Annotated in this window: 19 protein-coding genes and 1 riboswitch; of the genes, 12 read left to right on the forward strand and 7 right to left on the reverse strand. The window is 59.2% G+C overall.

The window, feature by feature from the left end; all coding sequences use genetic code 11:
- The first annotated feature begins 60 nt into the window (after nucleotides 1–60).
- The 3 genes from J3353_RS02075 to J3353_RS02085 are packed head-to-tail and all read left to right on the forward strand — an operon-like array spanning nucleotide 61 to nucleotide 1,899.
- Entirely contained in the window at nucleotides 61–315 is a 255-nt protein-coding gene (locus J3353_RS02075) for a type II toxin-antitoxin system HicA family toxin (protein WP_097770846.1), read from the forward strand.
- Nucleotides 312–650: a type II toxin-antitoxin system HicB family antitoxin gene (locus J3353_RS02080; RefSeq protein ID WP_097770847.1), complete on the forward strand. Its 339-nt coding sequence runs from the start codon at nucleotides 312–314 to the stop codon at nucleotides 648–650. Before J3353_RS02075 ends, J3353_RS02080 begins: the two co-directional genes overlap by 4 nt.
- Nucleotides 651–678: 28 nt before the next feature.
- Nucleotides 679–1,899 carry a M20 family metallopeptidase gene (locus tag J3353_RS02085; RefSeq protein WP_207684008.1) on the forward strand — a complete coding sequence of 407 codons (1,221 nt, stop codon included), beginning with the start codon at nucleotides 679–681 and terminating at the stop codon, nucleotides 1,897–1,899.
- A 120-nt stretch (nucleotides 1,900–2,019) separates the two neighbouring features.
- Here J3353_RS02085 and J3353_RS02090 read toward each other — a convergent pair whose 3' ends face one another.
- The 4 genes from J3353_RS02090 to J3353_RS02105 all read right to left on the reverse strand — a co-directional run bounded on the left by J3353_RS02090 (nucleotide 2,020) and on the right by J3353_RS02105 (nucleotide 5,001).
- Nucleotides 2,020–2,547, reverse strand: a complete 528-nt coding sequence (locus tag J3353_RS02090) for a QueT transporter family protein (RefSeq protein WP_035394114.1) — start codon at nucleotides 2,545–2,547, stop codon at nucleotides 2,020–2,022.
- Between the two features lie 7 nt (nucleotides 2,548–2,554).
- A riboswitch (PreQ1-III riboswitch) is annotated at nucleotides 2,555–2,655 on the reverse strand.
- A 114-nt stretch (nucleotides 2,656–2,769) separates the two neighbouring features.
- Nucleotides 2,770–3,657 (reverse strand): DegV family protein, encoded by an 888-nt coding sequence (locus tag J3353_RS02095; RefSeq protein ID WP_207684009.1) that lies wholly within the window; start codon nucleotides 3,655–3,657, stop codon nucleotides 2,770–2,772.
- Nucleotides 3,648–4,154: a tRNA (cytidine(34)-2'-O)-methyltransferase gene (locus tag J3353_RS02100; RefSeq protein WP_035394116.1), complete on the reverse strand. Its 507-nt coding sequence runs from the start codon at nucleotides 4,152–4,154 to the stop codon at nucleotides 3,648–3,650. Before J3353_RS02100 ends, J3353_RS02095 begins: the two co-directional genes overlap by 10 nt.
- 10 nt (nucleotides 4,155–4,164) lie before the next feature.
- The gene (locus J3353_RS02105) at nucleotides 4,165–5,001 is read right to left on the reverse strand and encodes a bifunctional hydroxymethylpyrimidine kinase/phosphomethylpyrimidine kinase (RefSeq protein ID WP_223453672.1); all 837 of its coding nucleotides are present in this window, start codon (nucleotides 4,999–5,001) and stop codon (nucleotides 4,165–4,167) included.
- A 166-nt stretch (nucleotides 5,002–5,167) separates the two neighbouring features.
- Between J3353_RS02105 and J3353_RS02110 the strand changes: the two genes are divergently transcribed.
- Complete coding sequence (locus tag J3353_RS02110) at nucleotides 5,168–5,380, forward strand: hypothetical protein (RefSeq protein ID WP_005932932.1); 213 nt, start codon at nucleotides 5,168–5,170, stop codon at nucleotides 5,378–5,380.
- 49 nt (nucleotides 5,381–5,429) lie between these two features.
- Here J3353_RS02110 and J3353_RS02115 read toward each other — a convergent pair whose 3' ends face one another.
- The 3 genes from J3353_RS02115 to mtaB form a co-directional block, all read right to left on the reverse strand.
- On the reverse strand, nucleotides 5,430–5,906 hold the full coding sequence (locus J3353_RS02115) for a pilin (RefSeq protein ID WP_117505748.1): 477 nt from the start codon (nucleotides 5,904–5,906) through the stop codon (nucleotides 5,430–5,432).
- Nucleotides 5,907–6,172: 266 nt separating this feature from the next.
- Nucleotides 6,173–7,726, reverse strand: coding sequence for a 4Fe-4S dicluster domain-containing protein (locus J3353_RS02120; RefSeq protein ID WP_207684010.1), 1,554 nt, complete (start codon nucleotides 7,724–7,726; stop codon nucleotides 6,173–6,175).
- 229 nt (nucleotides 7,727–7,955) lie between these two features.
- A complete protein-coding gene (mtaB, locus tag J3353_RS02125; protein ID WP_207684011.1) occupies nucleotides 7,956–9,251 on the reverse strand; it encodes a tRNA (N(6)-L-threonylcarbamoyladenosine(37)-C(2))-methylthiotransferase MtaB in 1,296 nt (431 codons plus the stop codon).
- Between the two features lie 281 nt (nucleotides 9,252–9,532).
- Between mtaB and J3353_RS02130 the strand changes: the two genes are divergently transcribed.
- The 8 genes from J3353_RS02130 to plsY all read left to right on the forward strand — a co-directional run bounded on the left by J3353_RS02130 (nucleotide 9,533) and on the right by plsY (nucleotide 17,091).
- A complete protein-coding gene (locus J3353_RS02130) occupies nucleotides 9,533–10,771 on the forward strand; it encodes a D-alanyl-D-alanine carboxypeptidase family protein (protein ID WP_207684012.1) in 1,239 nt (412 codons plus the stop codon).
- A gap of 220 nt (nucleotides 10,772–10,991) precedes the next feature.
- A complete protein-coding gene (locus J3353_RS02135) occupies nucleotides 10,992–12,323 on the forward strand; it encodes a glucose-6-phosphate isomerase (protein ID WP_156059688.1) in 1,332 nt (443 codons plus the stop codon).
- A gap of 59 nt (nucleotides 12,324–12,382) precedes the next feature.
- Nucleotides 12,383–12,787 (forward strand): hypothetical protein, encoded by a 405-nt coding sequence (locus J3353_RS02140; RefSeq protein ID WP_035394124.1) that lies wholly within the window; start codon nucleotides 12,383–12,385, stop codon nucleotides 12,785–12,787.
- Between the two features lie 134 nt (nucleotides 12,788–12,921).
- Entirely contained in the window at nucleotides 12,922–13,422 is a 501-nt protein-coding gene (locus J3353_RS02145) for a DUF177 domain-containing protein (RefSeq protein WP_097770854.1), read from the forward strand.
- 26 nt (nucleotides 13,423–13,448) lie between these two features.
- On the forward strand, nucleotides 13,449–13,628 hold the full coding sequence (gene rpmF / locus J3353_RS02150) for a 50S ribosomal protein L32 (protein WP_005920250.1): 180 nt from the start codon (nucleotides 13,449–13,451) through the stop codon (nucleotides 13,626–13,628).
- Nucleotides 13,629–13,719: 91 nt separating this feature from the next.
- Entirely contained in the window at nucleotides 13,720–15,051 is a 1,332-nt protein-coding gene (locus J3353_RS02155) for a DUF512 domain-containing protein (protein ID WP_207684013.1), read from the forward strand.
- A gap of 18 nt (nucleotides 15,052–15,069) precedes the next feature.
- Nucleotides 15,070–16,413, forward strand: coding sequence for a ribosome biogenesis GTPase Der (gene der / locus J3353_RS02160; RefSeq protein WP_117476275.1), 1,344 nt, complete (start codon nucleotides 15,070–15,072; stop codon nucleotides 16,411–16,413).
- 18 nt (nucleotides 16,414–16,431) lie between these two features.
- Entirely contained in the window at nucleotides 16,432–17,091 is a 660-nt protein-coding gene (gene plsY / locus J3353_RS02165; protein ID WP_207684014.1) for a glycerol-3-phosphate 1-O-acyltransferase PlsY, read from the forward strand.
- Nucleotides 17,092–17,288: the final 197 nt, after the last annotated feature.

Raw genomic sequence — 17,288 nt, forward strand, 5'->3', positions numbered from 1 at the left:
TGCAACTAAAAATAGTTGCAAATAAAGAAAAACGTGCTATACTGGAAGTAGGATGAGGATATGGGGCAGAAAGAAAAGCTGATCGAGCGGCTGAAAGCCAAGCCAAAGACTTTTACCTTTGATGATGCCGAAAGCCTGCTGCGATATTTTGGGTATGAGCGCTCCAACAAGGGCCGTACCAGCGGTTCCCGCATTGTGTTCGTATCGGAACAGTATCCACCAATCTTGATGCATAAACCCCATCCCCGAAAAGAACTGCTGGAATATCAGGTCAAGCAATTGATTCAAATTCTGGAACAGGAGGGACTTCTGTGAATAACACGATGGAGTACAAGGGCTATGTTGGCAGTGTGGAGTTCTCGGAGGAAGATGGCCTGTTTTATGGCAAGGTCATGGGGATCCGGGCTCTGATCTCTTATGAGGGCAGCACCGCTGCAGAGCTGGTAAATGATTTCCACGGTGCAGTGGATGATTATCTGGCATTGTGCGAGGAAAACCATACCGAACCGGAACGTGCCTATAAGGGGAGCTTCAATGTCCGCATTTCCCCGGAATTGCACAAGCAGGCGGTCATTTTTGCAATGGCCCACAATATGAGTCTGAACAGTCTGGTGGAAAATTCCATTGAACAGGCTGTCCATGCAGGCTGAAAATCAAACAGAACGGGAGCTGACTGATATGTTGACTGCAAAAGAACTGCTGGGCCGTGCCCAGGCGCTGGAACCCCAGCTGGTGGAGTGGCGGCGCACCCTGCACCGTCACCCGGAGGTGGGCTTTGATCTGACCCAGACCAAGGCACTGGTGAAAAAGGCCCTGACCGAGATGGGCTACGAGCCCAAGGATTGCGGCAAGGCCGGTGTCATTGCGCTGGCAGGCGGCAAAAAGCCCGGCAAGACCATCCTGCTGCGGGGCGATATGGATGCCCTGCCCATTCAGGAGGAATCCGGCGTGGATTACGCTTCCGAGGTGCCGGGCAAGATGCACGGCTGCGGCCACGATATGCACACGGCAATGATGCTGGGTGCTGCCCAGCTGCTCAAGGAGCACGAGGATGAGATCGAGGGCACCGTCAAGCTGGAGTTCCAGCCCGCCGAGGAGATCTTCCAGGGCTCGCCCGATATGATCGCCAACGGCCTGTTGGAAAACCCCAACGTGGATGCAGCAGTCATGTTCCATGTGCTGGGCGGAATGCCCATTCCCGCCGGTGTGGTGCTGGTGCCTGCCTGCGGCGGCATCACCATGGCAAGCTGTGAGCAGTATCACATCATCGTCCACGGCAAGGGCGGCCACGGTTCCATGCCGGAAAAGTGCATCGACCCCATCACGGCGGCGGCACACATCCACATTGCCCTGCAGGAGATCAACAGCCGGGAGCTGGATGCCCACAGCTTTGGCGTGTTCACCACCGGCCGCTTCCAGGCCGGTGCTGCTTCCAACGTCATCCCGGATTCCGCCGAGATGTGGGGTACCATCCGCACCACCGACCCCGAGGGCGCGGTGACGGAGCTGCTGCACAAGCGGATGACCGAGATCGTGCAGGGGGTGGCCACGGCCTACCGCTGCACCGCCGAGATCGCCTTCAGTGATTACTGCCCCTGCATGGTGGTGGACAAGGAGCTTGCCGGCAACGCCCTGACCTATATGGGTGAGCTGCTGGGCAAGGGTGCAATGGATATGACCCCCATGACCGGCGGCAAGCCCGGCGGCGGCAGCGAGGATTTCGCGTTCGTCAGCCATGAGGTGCCCACCGTGAGCATGTTCCTGACGGCGGGCAACGCCAACGAGGGCTACACCTACGGCCAGCATCACCCCAAGGTGAAGTTTGATGACAGCGTCCTCTTTGAGGGCAGCGCGGCCTATGCCTATATGGCCCTGCGCTGGCTGCAGGAGCACAAGTGATCGGATAAAACAAAGACCTCCTCTGGAAACAGCCAGAGGAGGTCTTTCTATATTGTGGGCAAAAAGGCCGAGCAACGGAAAAGCCTTTGCCTTATGAATCTGTCTTGTCTGCCTGCTCGATCAGGCTTCCAGGAACACTTTGCGCAGGGAGGTGTTGGTCTCCACGATCTTCACCAGCAGCACGCCCAGCACGGTGCAGCTGATGAGCTCACCGATGCCGACGGAGATGCCGTTGGTGATGCAGGCCAGCCACAGCGGGGCAGAGGAAGAAGGATCGGGGAACATGACGGCGATCTCAATGCCGATGATGACCGCATTGAAGAGCACGGGCGGCAGGGAGGGCACGATGGCCAGACCCTTGAAGCGGACGTTCCGCAGTTTGTAAGTCACAACACAGGCCAGCAGGGTGGCCAGAGTGCCAAAGATAACATCCACGATGGTGGAGCCCAGCAGGTTTGCCAGGAAGCAGCCCAGCACTACGCCCACGATGTACTCGGCACCGAACACGGGCAGCAGGCAGAGGGCCTCGGCAACACGCACCTGCACCGCACCGTAGGAGAACGGCTGCAGCGCCATGCAGAGCACCACATAGAGAGCTGCGACCACAGCGCAGCGGGCCAGTTTGCGGACAGTGAAATTCTGATTCATAACAATACTCCGGCGGATGAATTTTGACCGCACAGGGACCGCCAGCCCTATGGGTTTGGCCCGGCATGGTTCGAGACACGCCGGGGAGCCTAAAATCCTAAGTTGCTCTTTCAGGTTGCCGCGCAAAAGCACAGCAAAAGGGAGTATAGCACAAATTGCCGCAAAATGCAACGGCCTGCAAACAAAAAAGAACTGCCGCGGCGGGCAGTTCTCAGAAAAAACTCAGCGTGCGTGGCCAACGTAGACCAGAGCAATGGTGTCGGGGCCGGTGTTGGCGGAAACAACGCCGCCCAGCGGGAAGGTGATGAGCGGGTCTTTGCCGAACGCCTTGCGGCAGGCCTTGATCAGATCATCCTTCTGGGGAATGTTGGTGTGGCCGATCATATAATCAAAGTCCTCCACACCCTCGCTGCGCTTTTTGGCCAGCTCCACCATGGCGGGCACGACCTTGTCATCGCCGCGCACCTTGGCCTCCACTTTGGTCTTTCCGTCGATCAGGGTGATGATGGGGCGGATGCCCATCAGCTCGCCCATGACAGCGGCGGCGGCAGAGATGCGGCCGCTCTTCTTCATCTGCTTCAGGCTGTAAGGTCCGAGAACGATCTCCATCTTGTCCATCTGGGTCTCGAACTCCTGAATGACGTGGCTGATCTCCGCACCATTCTGCAGCTTGCGTGCCATCTCGCAGACATACCAGCCAAAGGGCATGGAGTAGGTGTGCGGGTCCAGCAGATGGATCCGCAGGTGGTGCTCCGGGCGCTCCTCCCGCAGCATCCCCTGGGCCATCACGGCGTTGTTGTAGGTGGAGGAGCCGCTGCGGTTGATGGGTACATGGATCACATCGGTGTAGTCCTCGTCCACATACTGGCAGTACTTTTCGCAGAACTGGATGGGGGTGATGGCAGCCGTGGAGGGAATGCCCTTGGCGGCGCGCATCTTTTCGTAGAACTCCTCATTGGTGCAGCTCTCACGCTCGATATAGTCTACATCATCCAGCAGGATGTGAAAACCCATAATATCAATGCCGTACTTCTCGGCCAGCTCCTGCGGGATATCGCAGGAGGAATCGGTCAGGATCGCAATCTTGCTCATAATGTCCCTCATTTCCATTCGTATTCTCGCAGGCGGCCATGATCCAGCAGCTCCGGGAAATCCCACTGGCGCAGGACCTCATACACGCCCACAGCCACACTGTTGGAAAGGTTCAGGCTGCGGCAGGTATCCCGCATGGGCATCCGGATGCAGTGCTCCTGATTGGCCGCCAGCAGTGCCTCAGGCAGGCCGGCATCCTCCCGCCCGAACACGAGATAGGCCCCGTCCGGGTACTGGATGTCGGTGTAGCGCTGGGGCGCTTTGGTGGTAAAGTAGTAGAACGGGCCTTTGTTCCGGGCAAAGAAATCCTCCAGCCCGTCATAGTAATTGATGTCGAGGTAGTGCCAGTAGTCCAGCCCGGCATGCTTGAGCTTTTTGTCATCGATGGCAAAGCCCATGGGCCCCACCAGATGCAGGCGGCAGGCCGTGCAGGCACAGGTGCGGGCCACGTTGCCGGTGTTCTGGGGGATACGCGGCTCCACCAGAACGATGTTCAGGGTCGGTTTTTCGCTCATGGCGGCCTCCTCAGTCATTCCAGCTCACCGGGCAGAGCCGGGGCAGCAGGGGCTCGAACCAGACACCGTACCGGGTGTCCTGATCGGCGGGGGTCTGCTGAATGGCCAGCGAGACGAACTCGGCGGCGTTGTCGGCAGCGGCGCTCAGGGCGTTGCCCTGGATCAGCGAGCCAATGAGCACGGCACCGTACAGATCACCCGTGCCCGGGAAGCTGCGGCTGATGTGCAGTTTTTTGATGACGAAGCGCTCGCGGCCGGAGCCTGCGCAGCCGATGTACTTGCCCAGTGCGAGGCCGGTGACCACCGCGCTGGGAGCCAGCGTCAGCAGCTCGTCGGCCAGCGCCTGAGCGGAAGCGTCATCGAATGCGTCGGTCTGGGGCTCCCGCTCCAGCAGCAGGGCGGCCTCGGTGGCGTTGGGCAGGATCAGGTCTGCCCGGCGGCAGAGCCCGCGCATCCGGTCGATGAGAGCCGAGGTCACTGTGGAGTAGGCTTTGCCGTTGTCCCCCATCACAGGGTCCACCACCTTGCGGGCAGCAGGCCAGAGATCGAACGCCTTTTCGGCCAGCGCCACCTGCTCCTCGCCGCCTAAGTAGCCGGTGTAGATACAGTCAAACTCCACACCCAGCTCCCGGTAGTGCTTCAGAGCGGCCAGCCCGTAGGCGGCACCGTCCAGCCGTGCCGGTGTGCCCAGACCGCCCGTGTGGGTGGAGAGGACCACAGTGGGCAGGGCCACAGGCTGGCAGCCCATAACGGACAGCACCGGCAGGATGACCGCCAGGCTGCACCGGCCCATGCCGGAGAGGTCGTGAATGCAGAGAATTTTTTTCGGTTCAGTCGGTTTCAACAAAAAAGGATCCTCCTTTGCGCCATCCACGGGCCGCACAGGGCCCAGCTTCTCAGCGTATGATACAGTATACCACATTTTGCGGGACAAAAAAAGCGCATACCGGATTCTTTACAGGAAATACTAGCCACAGCGGCAAAAAATCACACAGTGGAAAGGAGAGAGCCACATGAAAAACACAAATCGTCAGCCTTCCTCCGGCAGTGTTCTGCTGGGCATGGCGGCAGGCGCGGCCCTGGGGGCCGTGGGCACCATGGCAATGGCACAGAACCAGCGGCAGGTCAAGCGCACCGCACGCAAGCTGGCCAAGGGCGCGGAACGCGCCATGAGCCAGCTGGACACCATGGTCACGGATCTCGTGGAGCGCAGGATGGACCTGTGAGGAAAAACAAAAAGGCAGGGCCCGCGGGCTCTGCCTTTTTGCTTGCCATTTACTTCTGGTTCCAGATACACATCCGGGCGCTGGTGTTGATCTCACCCAGGACCTGCAGGTCCATCTGAATGTTGCAGGTCACAAGGACGGATTTATTCACGTCGCTGCCGGTGAGCACCGAGGCGGGCAGGTTCTTGATGGTGAGCACCGCCGTGGCCTTGTTGAAATCACCGGTCAGGGTGCCGTCGTAGGTCACATCACCGATGGTCAGGCCGGACAGATAGCCGGTGACACCCAGCTTGGATACCTGCATGACCGGCAGGGTCAGGGTGTAAGTGCCGTTGGCCTGCCGGGTGAGGGTGGCGGTGCGGTTGGAATCGATGCCGCTGTTGGCCATGGATTCCTTATCGGAGCGTTCCTTCCAGAATTTCACACCGACATTCTGGCTGCTGGCGGCACCGGCACTGACAGCCAGCACCAACAGCAGTACCAGCGAGATCAGCGCTGCGCCGGAGCGTTTGAATGTATTTTTCATAAAGATCAACCTTTCCTGGCCGCGCGTGTGCGGCCTGCTCTGGTGTCCTGTTGGGGCAGAACACAGGGTTTGTCAACGCCAAAATATCACGCCAGCGATAATATGTCAATCTGCTTCGTGAGTTTTTCACAAAAAAATTTCACTTATAAAATCAAAAGTAGAAAAAATATCCGCTCCCCTGTGCGGGAAGCGGATATTGTAAAACCTCTCAGGCTCTTTGCGCCAGATCCCGTAATAGGGGAGGCAAGCCGCAGGTGACGGAGAGGTTACAGTTCAAAATTGGGGTCGTCCTTCAGAACGTGGATCTCGCTCATATAGGGGCTCTGCTCAGGGTCAGTGAAGGGAGCTTCCTTCATATACTTGTTCAGCTGGATGGCGGTGCGTGCGGGGTCGGCAATGGTGCCTGCGCCGCCGATGCAGCCGCCGGGGCAGCCCATGCCCTCCAGCAGGTAACCGTTGTACTTGCCGGCCTTGGCCAGCATCAGCAGCTTCTTGCAGTCGGCCAGACCCTGTGCGGATGCGATCTTGACCTCCATATCGGGGTGCCATTCCTTGATCTTGTTGGCAACGGCATTGGCAACGCCGCCGGACTGTGCGAAGCCGCGGCCTGCAGCAGAGGCGGAGCAGAGTGCTGCCTCGTTCTCATCCACTTCCAGCAGATCGATGTCCAGATCCTTGCCCTCGATGATACCGGCCAGCTCCTCAAAGGTCAGCACAAAGTCCACGTCAGAGCGGACCGTGCGGCGGGATGCCTCCAGCTTCTTGGCGGCACAGGGGCCGATGAAGCACATGCGGGCGGTGGGGTCTTTCTGCTTCATCATGCGGGCGGTGAACACCATGGGGGTCATGGTCATGGAGATGTTCTTGGCCAGAGCGGGGAAGGCGGTCTTTGCCATCATGCTCCATGCGGGGCAGCAGGAGGTGGCCATGAAGTCCAGCTTCCCGGGAACTTCCTCCAGGAAGTCGTGGGCCTCGTCCACGGTGCACAGGTCGGCACCAATGGCGACCTCCACCACATCGCAGAAGCCGATGGCCTTCAGGGCAGCCTTCAGCTTACCGGCAGAAGCCAGAGAGGGGAACTGGTTGACGAAGGCGGGAGCAACCAGTGCATAGATGCGGTCGCCGCGGTTGAAGCCCTGAATCAGCTGATAGATCTGGCCCTTGTCGGCAATAGCGCCGAAGGGGCAGTTCACCAGACACTGACCGCAGGAAACGCACTTGCTGTAATCGATCTCGGCACGGCCCAGCTCATCGGAATGGATCGCACCCATGCCGCAGGCAGCGGCGCAGGGACGCTCGGTCTTGACGATGGCGTTGTAGGGGCAGACAGTGGCACAGCGGCCGCACTTGATGCACTTTTCCTGATCGATGATGGAACGGCCGCTCTCCCAGGTGATGGCCTTCTTGGGGCAGACTTCCATACAGGGGTGGGCCAGACAGCCCTGGCACAGGTCAGAGACCTTGACCAGCTTCTCGGGGCAGCGGTTGCAGGCGAACTTGATCACGTTCACCAGCGGGGGATCATAGTACTTATCGGCAATGGAAGCATCCTCAAGGCCCGAGACCACACTGTTGTGCTCATCCATGCGGCGGGTGGGCAGGCCCATGGCCAGACGGACGCGCTCCTCGACGATGGCGCGCTCCAGGAAGATGTCCTTGCGCAGCTTGCCTTCCTCACCGGGGATGATGGTGTAGGGGATCTTGCGCATCAGGTGGTTGGCCTGCTCGCCCTTGACGTTGGCGTAAGCCATGCGGGCAACCTCGGTAAACACCTGACGGCGGATCTGAATGACTGTGGTATTGATTCCTCTAAAACTCATTCCAATCTCTCCTTGTTCAGAAACAGAAAACATCCCGTCCCACACTGGACTGCGGCAGACGGAATTTGCTTTGCTCCGGGCCGGCTGGTACCGCACCGCTGCAACCGGCGCTCCGACCCAGATATCCAGATTCATTTTAACATAAACGGGCCTGCGTGAAAAGAGAAAATTTCAAATATGTTAAAGAATTAGCAAATAGTACAGGATGCACAAGAATTAACGAACTTTTTTAGCAGAGTGCTGCACGGACGCGCTCGCCATCGTACTCGCCCAGCCTGACGTGAACGATCTCGCCGCTCTTGCAGCCGGGGGCAGAGACCACCACCGGGATGTACAGCCGGGTGTAGCCTGTGAACAGCGTCTCGGAGAGAGGGGTTTCCAGCAGGACCTCGTCCTCGGAGCCGACATGAGCGGCCAGCACTTCCCGGCGGATCTCCTCGGCCAGCGCGTTCATCTCGCGGCTGCGGGCCTGCTTCTCCCGCTCGTGCACCTGAGCCGGAAAATCATAAGCGGGTGTGCCGCTGCGGCGGGAGTAGGGGAACACATGGACTTTCAGGAAGCCGATCTTTTTGAGGAAGGCACAGCTTTCCTCAAAGTCGGCCTGGGTCTCACCGGGGAAGCCGCAGATGCAGTCGGTGGTAAAGCTGACAGGGCGCTCCCCATAGGCGGCGCGGATTTGGTCCACCACCTGGGCGTACTGCTCCGCGGTGTAGACCCGGCGCATCCGGCGCAGGGTGGAGGTGCAGCCGCTCTGCAGGCTGAGGTGGAACTGAGGGCAGAGCTTTTCCACCGCTGCCAGCCGGGTGATGAACTCCGGGGTCAGCATGTCGGGGTCCAGGCTGCCCAGACGGATCCGCTGGATGCCCTCCACCTGAGCGCATTTTTCCACCAGCTCCACCAGATTGGTCCCGGTGTCCAGACCGTAGCTGGGCAGGGAAATGGCGCTGAGCACGACCTCGCGGTAGCCGGAGGCGGCCAGCTGGCGCAGCTCCTTCAGGATGCTGTCCTCGGCGCGGCTGCGCACCGGGCCGCGGGCGCGGGGGATGACGCAGTAGGCACACTGACGGTTGCAGCCGTCCTCCACCTTGATAAACGCGCGGGTGTGGGTCTCGAACCGCTCCACGGGCAGCTCCTCAAACAGCTCGCCCCGCTGGTGGGGCGTAACGGCAACGATACGCTCGTGGCCGTCCAGCAGCTTGAGCACATTGTCCAGGATGGCCTTGCGGTCTCCGTTGCCGCAGACGAGGTCAGCCTCCATGAACTGGGCAGCTTCCTCGGGGAAAGCCTGAGGATAGCAGCCGGTGAGCACGGTCACGGCACCGGGATTTTCGCGCTTGGCGCGGCGCAGCCACTTGCGGCTCTTCTGGTCACCGAAGTTGGTCACGGTGCAGCTGTTCACCACAAAAACATCCGCTTCTTCGCCCTCCGGCACGATGGTGAAGCCAGCGCCCCGGAACATCTGCTCCAGCGCGCCGGTCTCGTTCAGGTTGACCTTGCAGCCAAGGGTATAAAAACAAACTCGCATAAAGATCCTCTCAGATAAACGGCCTCACCCTCTCCGTCAGCGCTGACGCGCTGCCACCTCTCCCGAAGGGCGAGGCTTTGGCAATCCATGCAAAGTTACTGGTTTTGTCAAAAGCTCTCCCTTTGGGAGAGCTGGACGCGAAGCGGCCTGAGAGGGTGAGCCAGCTAAAGTGTTTATAAACTCTCCTATTATAGCAGATTTTCCTCCCGTAGAAAAGGGCATTGACCCCTCTTTTTTTGCATAGAATGCAACCAGAGACTTTACGCGGGGAGGTACGAGGAATGGAACGGAGAAATTTGGCCCTGCTCTGCGCGGGGGTGCTCTGCTTCTGGCTGTTTGCGCTGGCTGTGGGTACGGCACAGGGGGCCGGGCTGCGGGTGGCCATTGGGGGAACGGGACCGGCAGTGCAGGCGGATGCCCCGGCGATGCTGACGGCGGCTCCGGCCAACAGCGGGCTGCAGCTGGAATGCCGGGCGGCAATCCTCATAGAGCCGGAGACGGGCCGTGTGCTCTACGAGAAAGCACCGGATGAGCGGATGCCCATTGCTTCCATCACCAAGCTGATGACCCTGCTGCTGACCTTTGAGGCCATCCGCGGTGGAAAACTGACCCTCGATACCCCCGTGCCGGTGAGTGAGCATGCTTACCACATGGGCGGCAGTCAGATCTGGCTGGAGCCCGGGGAGCAGTTCACGCTGGATGAGATGCTGCGGGCCATCTGCGTTTCCTCGGCCAACGATGCCGCTGTGGCGGTGGCCGAGCTGGTGGGCGGCAGCGAGCCGGTGTTCGTGGAACAGATGAACGCCCGGGCAGCAGAGCTGGGAATGACCAACACCACATTCCGGAACGCCTGCGGGCTGGACACCGAGGGCCATCTCTCCACGGCGCGGGATGTTGCCGTCCTGAGCCGGTACCTTCTTAATACCTGCCCGGAGCTGCTGCACTATACCGGCATCTGGACAGACAGCCTGCGGAACGGCCAGACCCAGCTGGTGAACACCAACAAGCTTCTGCGCCGGTACAGCGGCATCACCGGGCTCAAGACCGGCACCACCAGCGGAGCGGGGGTCTGCATCAGCGCCAGCGCCACCCGGGACGGCCTGACTCTGATCGCCGTGGTGCTGGGGTCACCCTCCAGCGCCGACCGGTTCCACTCCGCCACCACCCTGCTGGACTACGGTTTTGCCAACTATGCCGCCGCCCCGCTGCCCACCCTGCCGGAGCGCCCGCTGGCGTTGGCCGTAAAGGGCAGCGCCGAGGACAGCGTGCCGCTGGATTACGCCGCCCTGCCCGAGACGATCCTGATAGAGAAGGGAACGGCCTCTGCCCTGCGGGCTGAGCTGACCCTGTCCGAGGCACTGGAGGCCCCCGTGGAAAAGGGGCAGACAGTGGGAAAGGTGAGCATTTTTCAGGATGATACCTTATTGAATGAATACGAAGTAAAAGCGGCCGCGGATGCCCCGCTGCTGACCTTTGGCGGCGCGCTGGAGCTGCTGTGGCAGTGCCTGCTGGGAGCATAGCGGGCAAAAGAAACACATCACCGAATAAAAGCGGTTAGCAGAAACAAAGCAGCGTTGGCGGGCCTGAACAAAAGATGTCAGGACAGCCAAAAGAACACTATTAAAATTGTATGAAATCCGGGGATTTTGGCCTTGACTTTGCACGATTGGAACGGTACACTTATACTAACAAAACCCTCAGGGAGCACGTCCCGTAAAAACGTTTGGAGGTTCTGATAGAATGAGCGTCGTTCTGAATACAAAGCACCTCTCCAGTTTTATCAACGAAGAGGAATATAAGGCCATTTATCCTCAGGTGGAAGCGGCTCACAACCAGCTGGAAGCCAAGAATGGCCCCGGCAATGATTTCCTGGGCTGGATGTACCTGCCCCGCGATTACGACAAGGAAGAGTTTGCCCGCATCAAGGAAGCTGCCAAGAAGATCCGTGAGGACTCCGAGGTGCTGGTGGTTGCCGGCATCGGTGGTAGCTATCTGGGTGCCCGCGCTGTGATCGAGGCCGTCAAGGGCCTGTACCACAACGAGCTGGAGGATGGCCCCAAGATCTACTTCTGCGGCAACAGCATCAGCCCCAGCTATCTGAATGATATCATTGCTCTGTGCAAGGGCAAGAAGTTCTCCATCAATGTCATCTCCAAGTCCGGTACCACCACCGAGACCAGCCTGGCGTTCCGTGTTCTGCGCAAGCTGCTGGAGGATGAGATGGGTGTTGAGGAAGCCAACAAGCGCATCTATGCCACCACTGACCGTGCCAAAGGCACCCTGAAGCAGCTGGCTGACGCGCAGGGCTGGCCCACCTTCGTGGTTCCTGACGATGTGGGCGGCCGCTACTCCGTTCTCTCCGCTGTGGGCCTGCTGCCCATCGCTGCCGCCGGAATCAGCATCGACGAGCTGATGAAGGGCGCAGCCGATGCCATGGAGCGCTTCTCCGTGCTGAGCCCGGACAACGACGCTTACAAGTATGCCGCCATCCGCAACATCCTGTACCGCAAGGGCAAGGCTGTTGAGATCCTGGAGTGCTACGAGCCCAACTTCACCCTGATGAACGAGTGGTATAAGCAGCTGTTCGGCGAGAGCGAGGGCAAGGACAACAAGGGCCTGTTCCCCGCAAGCTGCATCTTCTCCACCGACCTGCACTCCATGGGTCAGTTCATCCAGGAAGGCTCCCGCATCATGTTCGAGACCATCGTGGATGTGAAAAAGCCTGCGCAGGATCTGTTCATCGAAGAGCTGGAGGGCAACTTCGACGGCCTGAACTTCCTGGCAGACCAGAATATGAGCGTGGTCAACCGCAAGGCCATGGAGGGCACCATCCTTGCCCACACCGACGGCGGCGTGCCTGAGGTACTGATCGAGGTGGACGACCTGACTGCTTATAATGTAGGCTACCTCATCTACTTCTTCTGGCGTGCCTGTGCATGCAGCGGCTACCTGCTGAGCGTGAACCCCTTCAACCAGCCGGGTGTCGAGAGCTACAAGAAGAACATGTTCGCTCTGCTGGGCAAGCCGGGTTACGAGAACCTGACCGCCGAGCTGGAAGCAAAGTTGAAGTAAGCAGGAAACAAAAAATGATCTCCCGCCGCAAGGCGTGGAAAATACAGGAGGACAGAACTATGATTAAACTGATTGTTGGTACCAAGGGCTCCGGCAAGACCAAGGCAATGATCGACCAGATCAATGACGCGGTCAAGACCTCCAAGGGCAACGTCGTCGTCGTGGAAAAAGGCATGAAGCTGACTTACGACATCGCCCCCGCTGCACGTCTGATCGATCTGGATGAGTATAAGATCGCCGGCGGCGAGATGCTGTACGGCTTTGTTGCCGGCCTGATGGCAAGCAACTACGATATCACCGACCTGTACATTGACGGCATCCTGAAGGTGCTGGATCACGATATCAACCGTCTGGGCGCTGTGCTGGACGAGATGGCCGCCATTGCAGGCGATTCCGTCAAGGTCACTGTTACTGTCAGTGCTGACGAGGCTGCTCTGCCCCACGACGTGAAAAAGTACCTGTAATTTTCTGAACTGAGCGCATTCCAACGGGCAGGAAACCGGAAAATCAAAATTTTTTCGGTTTTCTGCCTGTTTTGGTGTTGACAAAGGTTGGCTTTGGCGCTATACTAACAAAGCAGCCTTTTATGAGGTGTACTATGCAATTTGACCTGAGAAAGTTTATCGCAACCGGCACACAGCCTTACCATGCAGAGTTTCCCTGTGATTTGTCTGCACGGGACTTTGCCGGTGCAAGGATCGAACAGCCCGTGACCGCCAGCTTTACCGCTGAGCCGGACGGCGATGAGGTCCGGATGACACTGCGGGCAAAAGCATTGGTGCACGGAGAGTGCGCCCGCTGTCTGGACCCGGTTGAGCGGGAAGAGACAGTTGAAGCGGAGTGGACAGCAAAGGAGCGGGATCTGGATGACCCGGATTTCGAGCTTCCGCTGGACGAAAAAGGACATCTGGATGTGGATGAATGGCTTGCCCAGGAGTTTATGTTCCAGATCCCCACGGTGTTGCTTTGCAGCGCCGACTGCCCGGGGTTATGCCCCCGGTGCGGCAAGAAGAGGGCAGATTGTACCTGCCCGCCGGAGGAAGACAAAGCCGCTCCTGTTGACGCAAGGCTCGCGATCCTCAAATCACTGCTGAACTGAGAAACCCATCAAGGAGGTGCAAAAATATGGCAGTACCTAAGAGACATCTTTCCAAGGCCCGCCGCGACAAGCGTCGCAGCAATGTTTGGAAGCTGGAGGCCCCCGCACTGGTCAAGTGCAGCAACTGCGGCTCTCTGAAGCTCCCCCACCAGGCATGTGGCAACTGCGGTTACTACAAGGGCGAGGAAGTCATCAAGAAGGCCTAATTTGCGCAAAATTGGTGGCACATTGGTGTTATGTTGAGAAGGGGATGGCGCAATGCCTTCCCCTTCTTTCTTTGTCTGGAGGTGAAATGCAATGGCGATCAAGATCGACCGCATCGACGCGGGCAGCGAAGCCGAGGCGCTGGGCCTGCAGCCCGGCGATGAGCTGTTGAGCGTGGATGAAAATGAGCTGAACGATACGCTGGACTATGATTTTTATACCGACAGCAGCAGCTTTCACCTGAAGGCAAAGGTTGCCGACGGCATCCGGGAGTGGGATGTCCGGCGCGCGGAGCGCGGCCCCTTTGGCTGCGATTTCTCCACCTATCTGGGCGACCAGAAGCATTCCTGCTCCAACCACTGCATGTTCTGCTTCATCGACCAGCTGCCCCCCGGTATGCGCGAGAGCCTGTATTTCAAGGATGATGACGAGCGGCTGAGCTTTCTGTTCGGCAACTACATCACCATGACAAATATGCAGGATCACGAGATCGACCGCATCATCAAGATGCACATCTCGCCCATCAACATCTCGGTGCACACCACCAACCCCCAGCTCCGTGTCCGGATGCTGGCCAACAAGCGGGGCGGCGAGGTGCTCAAGTACCTGCCCCGTCTGGTGGAGGGCGGCATCGCCGTCAACTGTCAGCTGGTGCTCTGCCGGGGCATCAACGATGGCGAAGAGCTTCGCCGCACCCTGGGCGACCTGCTGGAGCTGACCCCTATGGTGCAGAGCATTGCCGCTGTGCCCTGTGGTGTGACGGATTACCGCCAGAATCTGTTCAAGCAGACCCCCTATGATGCAGAGACCAGCGCCGCTGTCATCGACATCATGGAGGAGTTTGGCGATGAGTGCAAGCGCCGCCACGGCAAGCGCATCATCTACCCCAGCGATGAGTGGTACCTCAAGGCGGGGCGGCCCATCCCCCCGGCGGAGTTCTATGAGGACTTTGATCAGCTGGAAAACGGCGTGGGCATGATGCGCCTGTTCGAGGATGAATTCCGGGCGGAGCTGGACAGGCCCCACCGCATCTACGGCACCAAACAGATCGATGTGGTCACCGGCACGATGGCAGGCCCCCTCATCACAGAGATGATGAACGAGCTCCACCGCCAGTACCCCATGATCGATGTGAAAGTTCACGTTGTCAAGAATAATTTCTTTGGCGGCAACGTGGGCGTGGCGGGGCTTGTCACCGCCACCGATATCATTGCCCAGTGTGAGGGAAAGCTGGAAAGCGGCACCCTGGGCATCCCCGCTGTCATGCTGCGGGAAGAAAAAGATACGTTCCTCGATGATGTGACCATTGCCCAGTTGGGTGAACGGCTGGGGGTCAAGGTCGAGGTGCTGCCGGTGGGCGGCGGCGATGAGGCAAAAGCCCTGCTCCGCACCGGCCTGCATATTTCGAGAAGAAGAAGAGCATAACGAAAGGAGGAACCCCCTATGAGCAAACCCATCGTAGCAGTGGTCGGCCGCCCCAATGTGGGCAAGTCCACCCTGTTCAATAAGCTCTGCGGCCAGCGGCTGGCCATCGTGGAGGATACCCCGGGCATCACCCGCGACCGCATTTTTGCAAACTGCGAGTGGAGCGGCCACGAGTTCATGCTGGTGGACACCGGCGGCATCGAGCCCAAGGCGACCGAGGGTATTCTGGCCCACATGCGTGAGCAGGCAGAGATCGCCATTGACACCGCTGACTGCATCATCATGGTGGTGGATGTCCGCGACGGCCTGACCGCCGCCGACGAGGAAGTGGCCCACATGCTGCGCCGCAGCCATAAACCCATCATCCTGGCTGTCAACAAGTGCGATAAGACCGGCGAGGCCCCCATGGAGCTCTACGAGTTCTATAACCTGGGCTTTGACGAGGTGATGCCCATCTCGTCCGTGCATGGTCACGGCACCGGCGACCTGCTGGACGCTGTCTGCGCCCACCTCGATTTCAGCGAGACCGTGGTGGAGGAGGATCGCATCCCCGTTGCCATCATCGGCCGCCCCAACGTGGGCAAATCCAGCCTGACCAACCGCATCCTGGGTGAGAACCGGATGATCGTTGCCAACGAGGCTGGTACCACCCGTGATGCCATTGACACCCCTGTGGATAACGCTTACGGCAAGTTCATCTTTACCGATACCGCCGGTCTGCGCAAGCGCAGCAACATCTCTGACGGCCTCGAGCGCTATATGGTTGTGCGCGCGCTGGCCGCTGTGGAGCGCAGCCGCGTGGCCCTGATCCTGGTGGATGCCACCGTTGGCTTTACCGAGCAGGACAGCAAGGTGGCCGGTTATGCCCACGAGCAGGGCAAGGCCTGCATCATCGTTGTCAACAAGTGGGATGCTGTGGAGGGCAAGGAGACCAACACCATGGAGCATCAGCGCCGGGATTACGCCGATTGCTTCAGCTTCATGGGGTATGCGCCCATCATCTTTATTTCGGCCCAGACCGGCTATAACGTGAACAAGCTGATGCAGCTGATCCGTGACGTGGATGCCCAGAACGGTGCCCGCGTGCCCACCGGTGTCCTGAACGAGATGCTGGCCCGCGCTACCGCCCGGATGCAGCCGCCCAGTGACAAGGGCCGCCGCCTGAAGATCTTCTACCTGACCCAGGCTTCCACCCGTCCCCCGACGTTTGTGGCCTTCGTCAACTCCAAGCAGCTGTTCCATTTCAGCTATCAGCGGTATCTGATCAACCAGATCCGGGAGAACTTTGGTCTGGAACACACGCCCATCCGCCTGGTGATCCGTGAGCGCGGCACCGGCAGCGTCGGCGCAAAAGATGTGTAACAGGGGAGGCGGCTGTTGATGATGACCTTCTTCATCGTTCTGGCTGCCGCTGCGCAGGCTTACCTGCTGGGCAGCGTGGACACCGGCATCCTGGTCAGCAAGTACCTGTACCATGATGATGTCCGCAATCACGGCAGCGGTGCAGCCGGTATGACCAACATGCTGCGCACCTTTGGCAAAAAGGCAGCGGCGTTCACCGCCGCAGGCGATGTGCTGAAAGGCGTTGCCGCTGTCTGCATCGGCCGCTGGCTCTTCGGGTTCCTGCCCGCAGATGCCGCCGTTTCGCCCTATCTGGGCGTGTATCTGACTGCCATTCTGGCCGTGGTGGGCCACACCAAGCCCATCTATTTCGGCTTCAAGGGCGGCAAGGGCGTGCTGGTGGCGGGAGGGGCCATCCTGGCGATCCAGCCCATCCTCCTGCCGGTGCTGACCGTCGTCTTTCTGCTCTGCCTTGTCCCCACCGGCATGGTGTCGCTGGGCAGCATTGCAATGGCGGCATCCTATCCGGTGCTGACCCTCATCTACGGCCTGCTCAAGGGCTTTGCCGCTGACGACCTCATCGTCTGCGTGGTGGGAGCTGCCATCATGGGCGGCATGGTCATCTGGATGCACCGGGCCAATATCCAGCGCATCCGTGAGGGCAAAGAGTACCGCTTTGGTTCCAGGCACAAGCAGTAACCGGAACAAAAATAACAGCGCATCCTTCGGGCAGAGCCTGCCTGCGGGATGCGCTGTTTTGCGTGGAGGGGGCTGTGCCCGGTCGATGTGCCTGCACGGTTCAGTTTACTGAAAAATCTTACTGAATAGTTAAAATAAACTCGAAAGAAATCGACACGGTTTCTTCCGGGTTTATTTTTTTGCGCATTTTTAGGAAA

Source organism: Faecalibacterium sp. Marseille-Q4137, assembly GCF_017377535.1.
In the GTDB taxonomy this organism is placed as follows: Bacteria; Bacillota; Clostridia; order Oscillospirales; family Ruminococcaceae; genus Faecalibacterium; species Faecalibacterium duncaniae.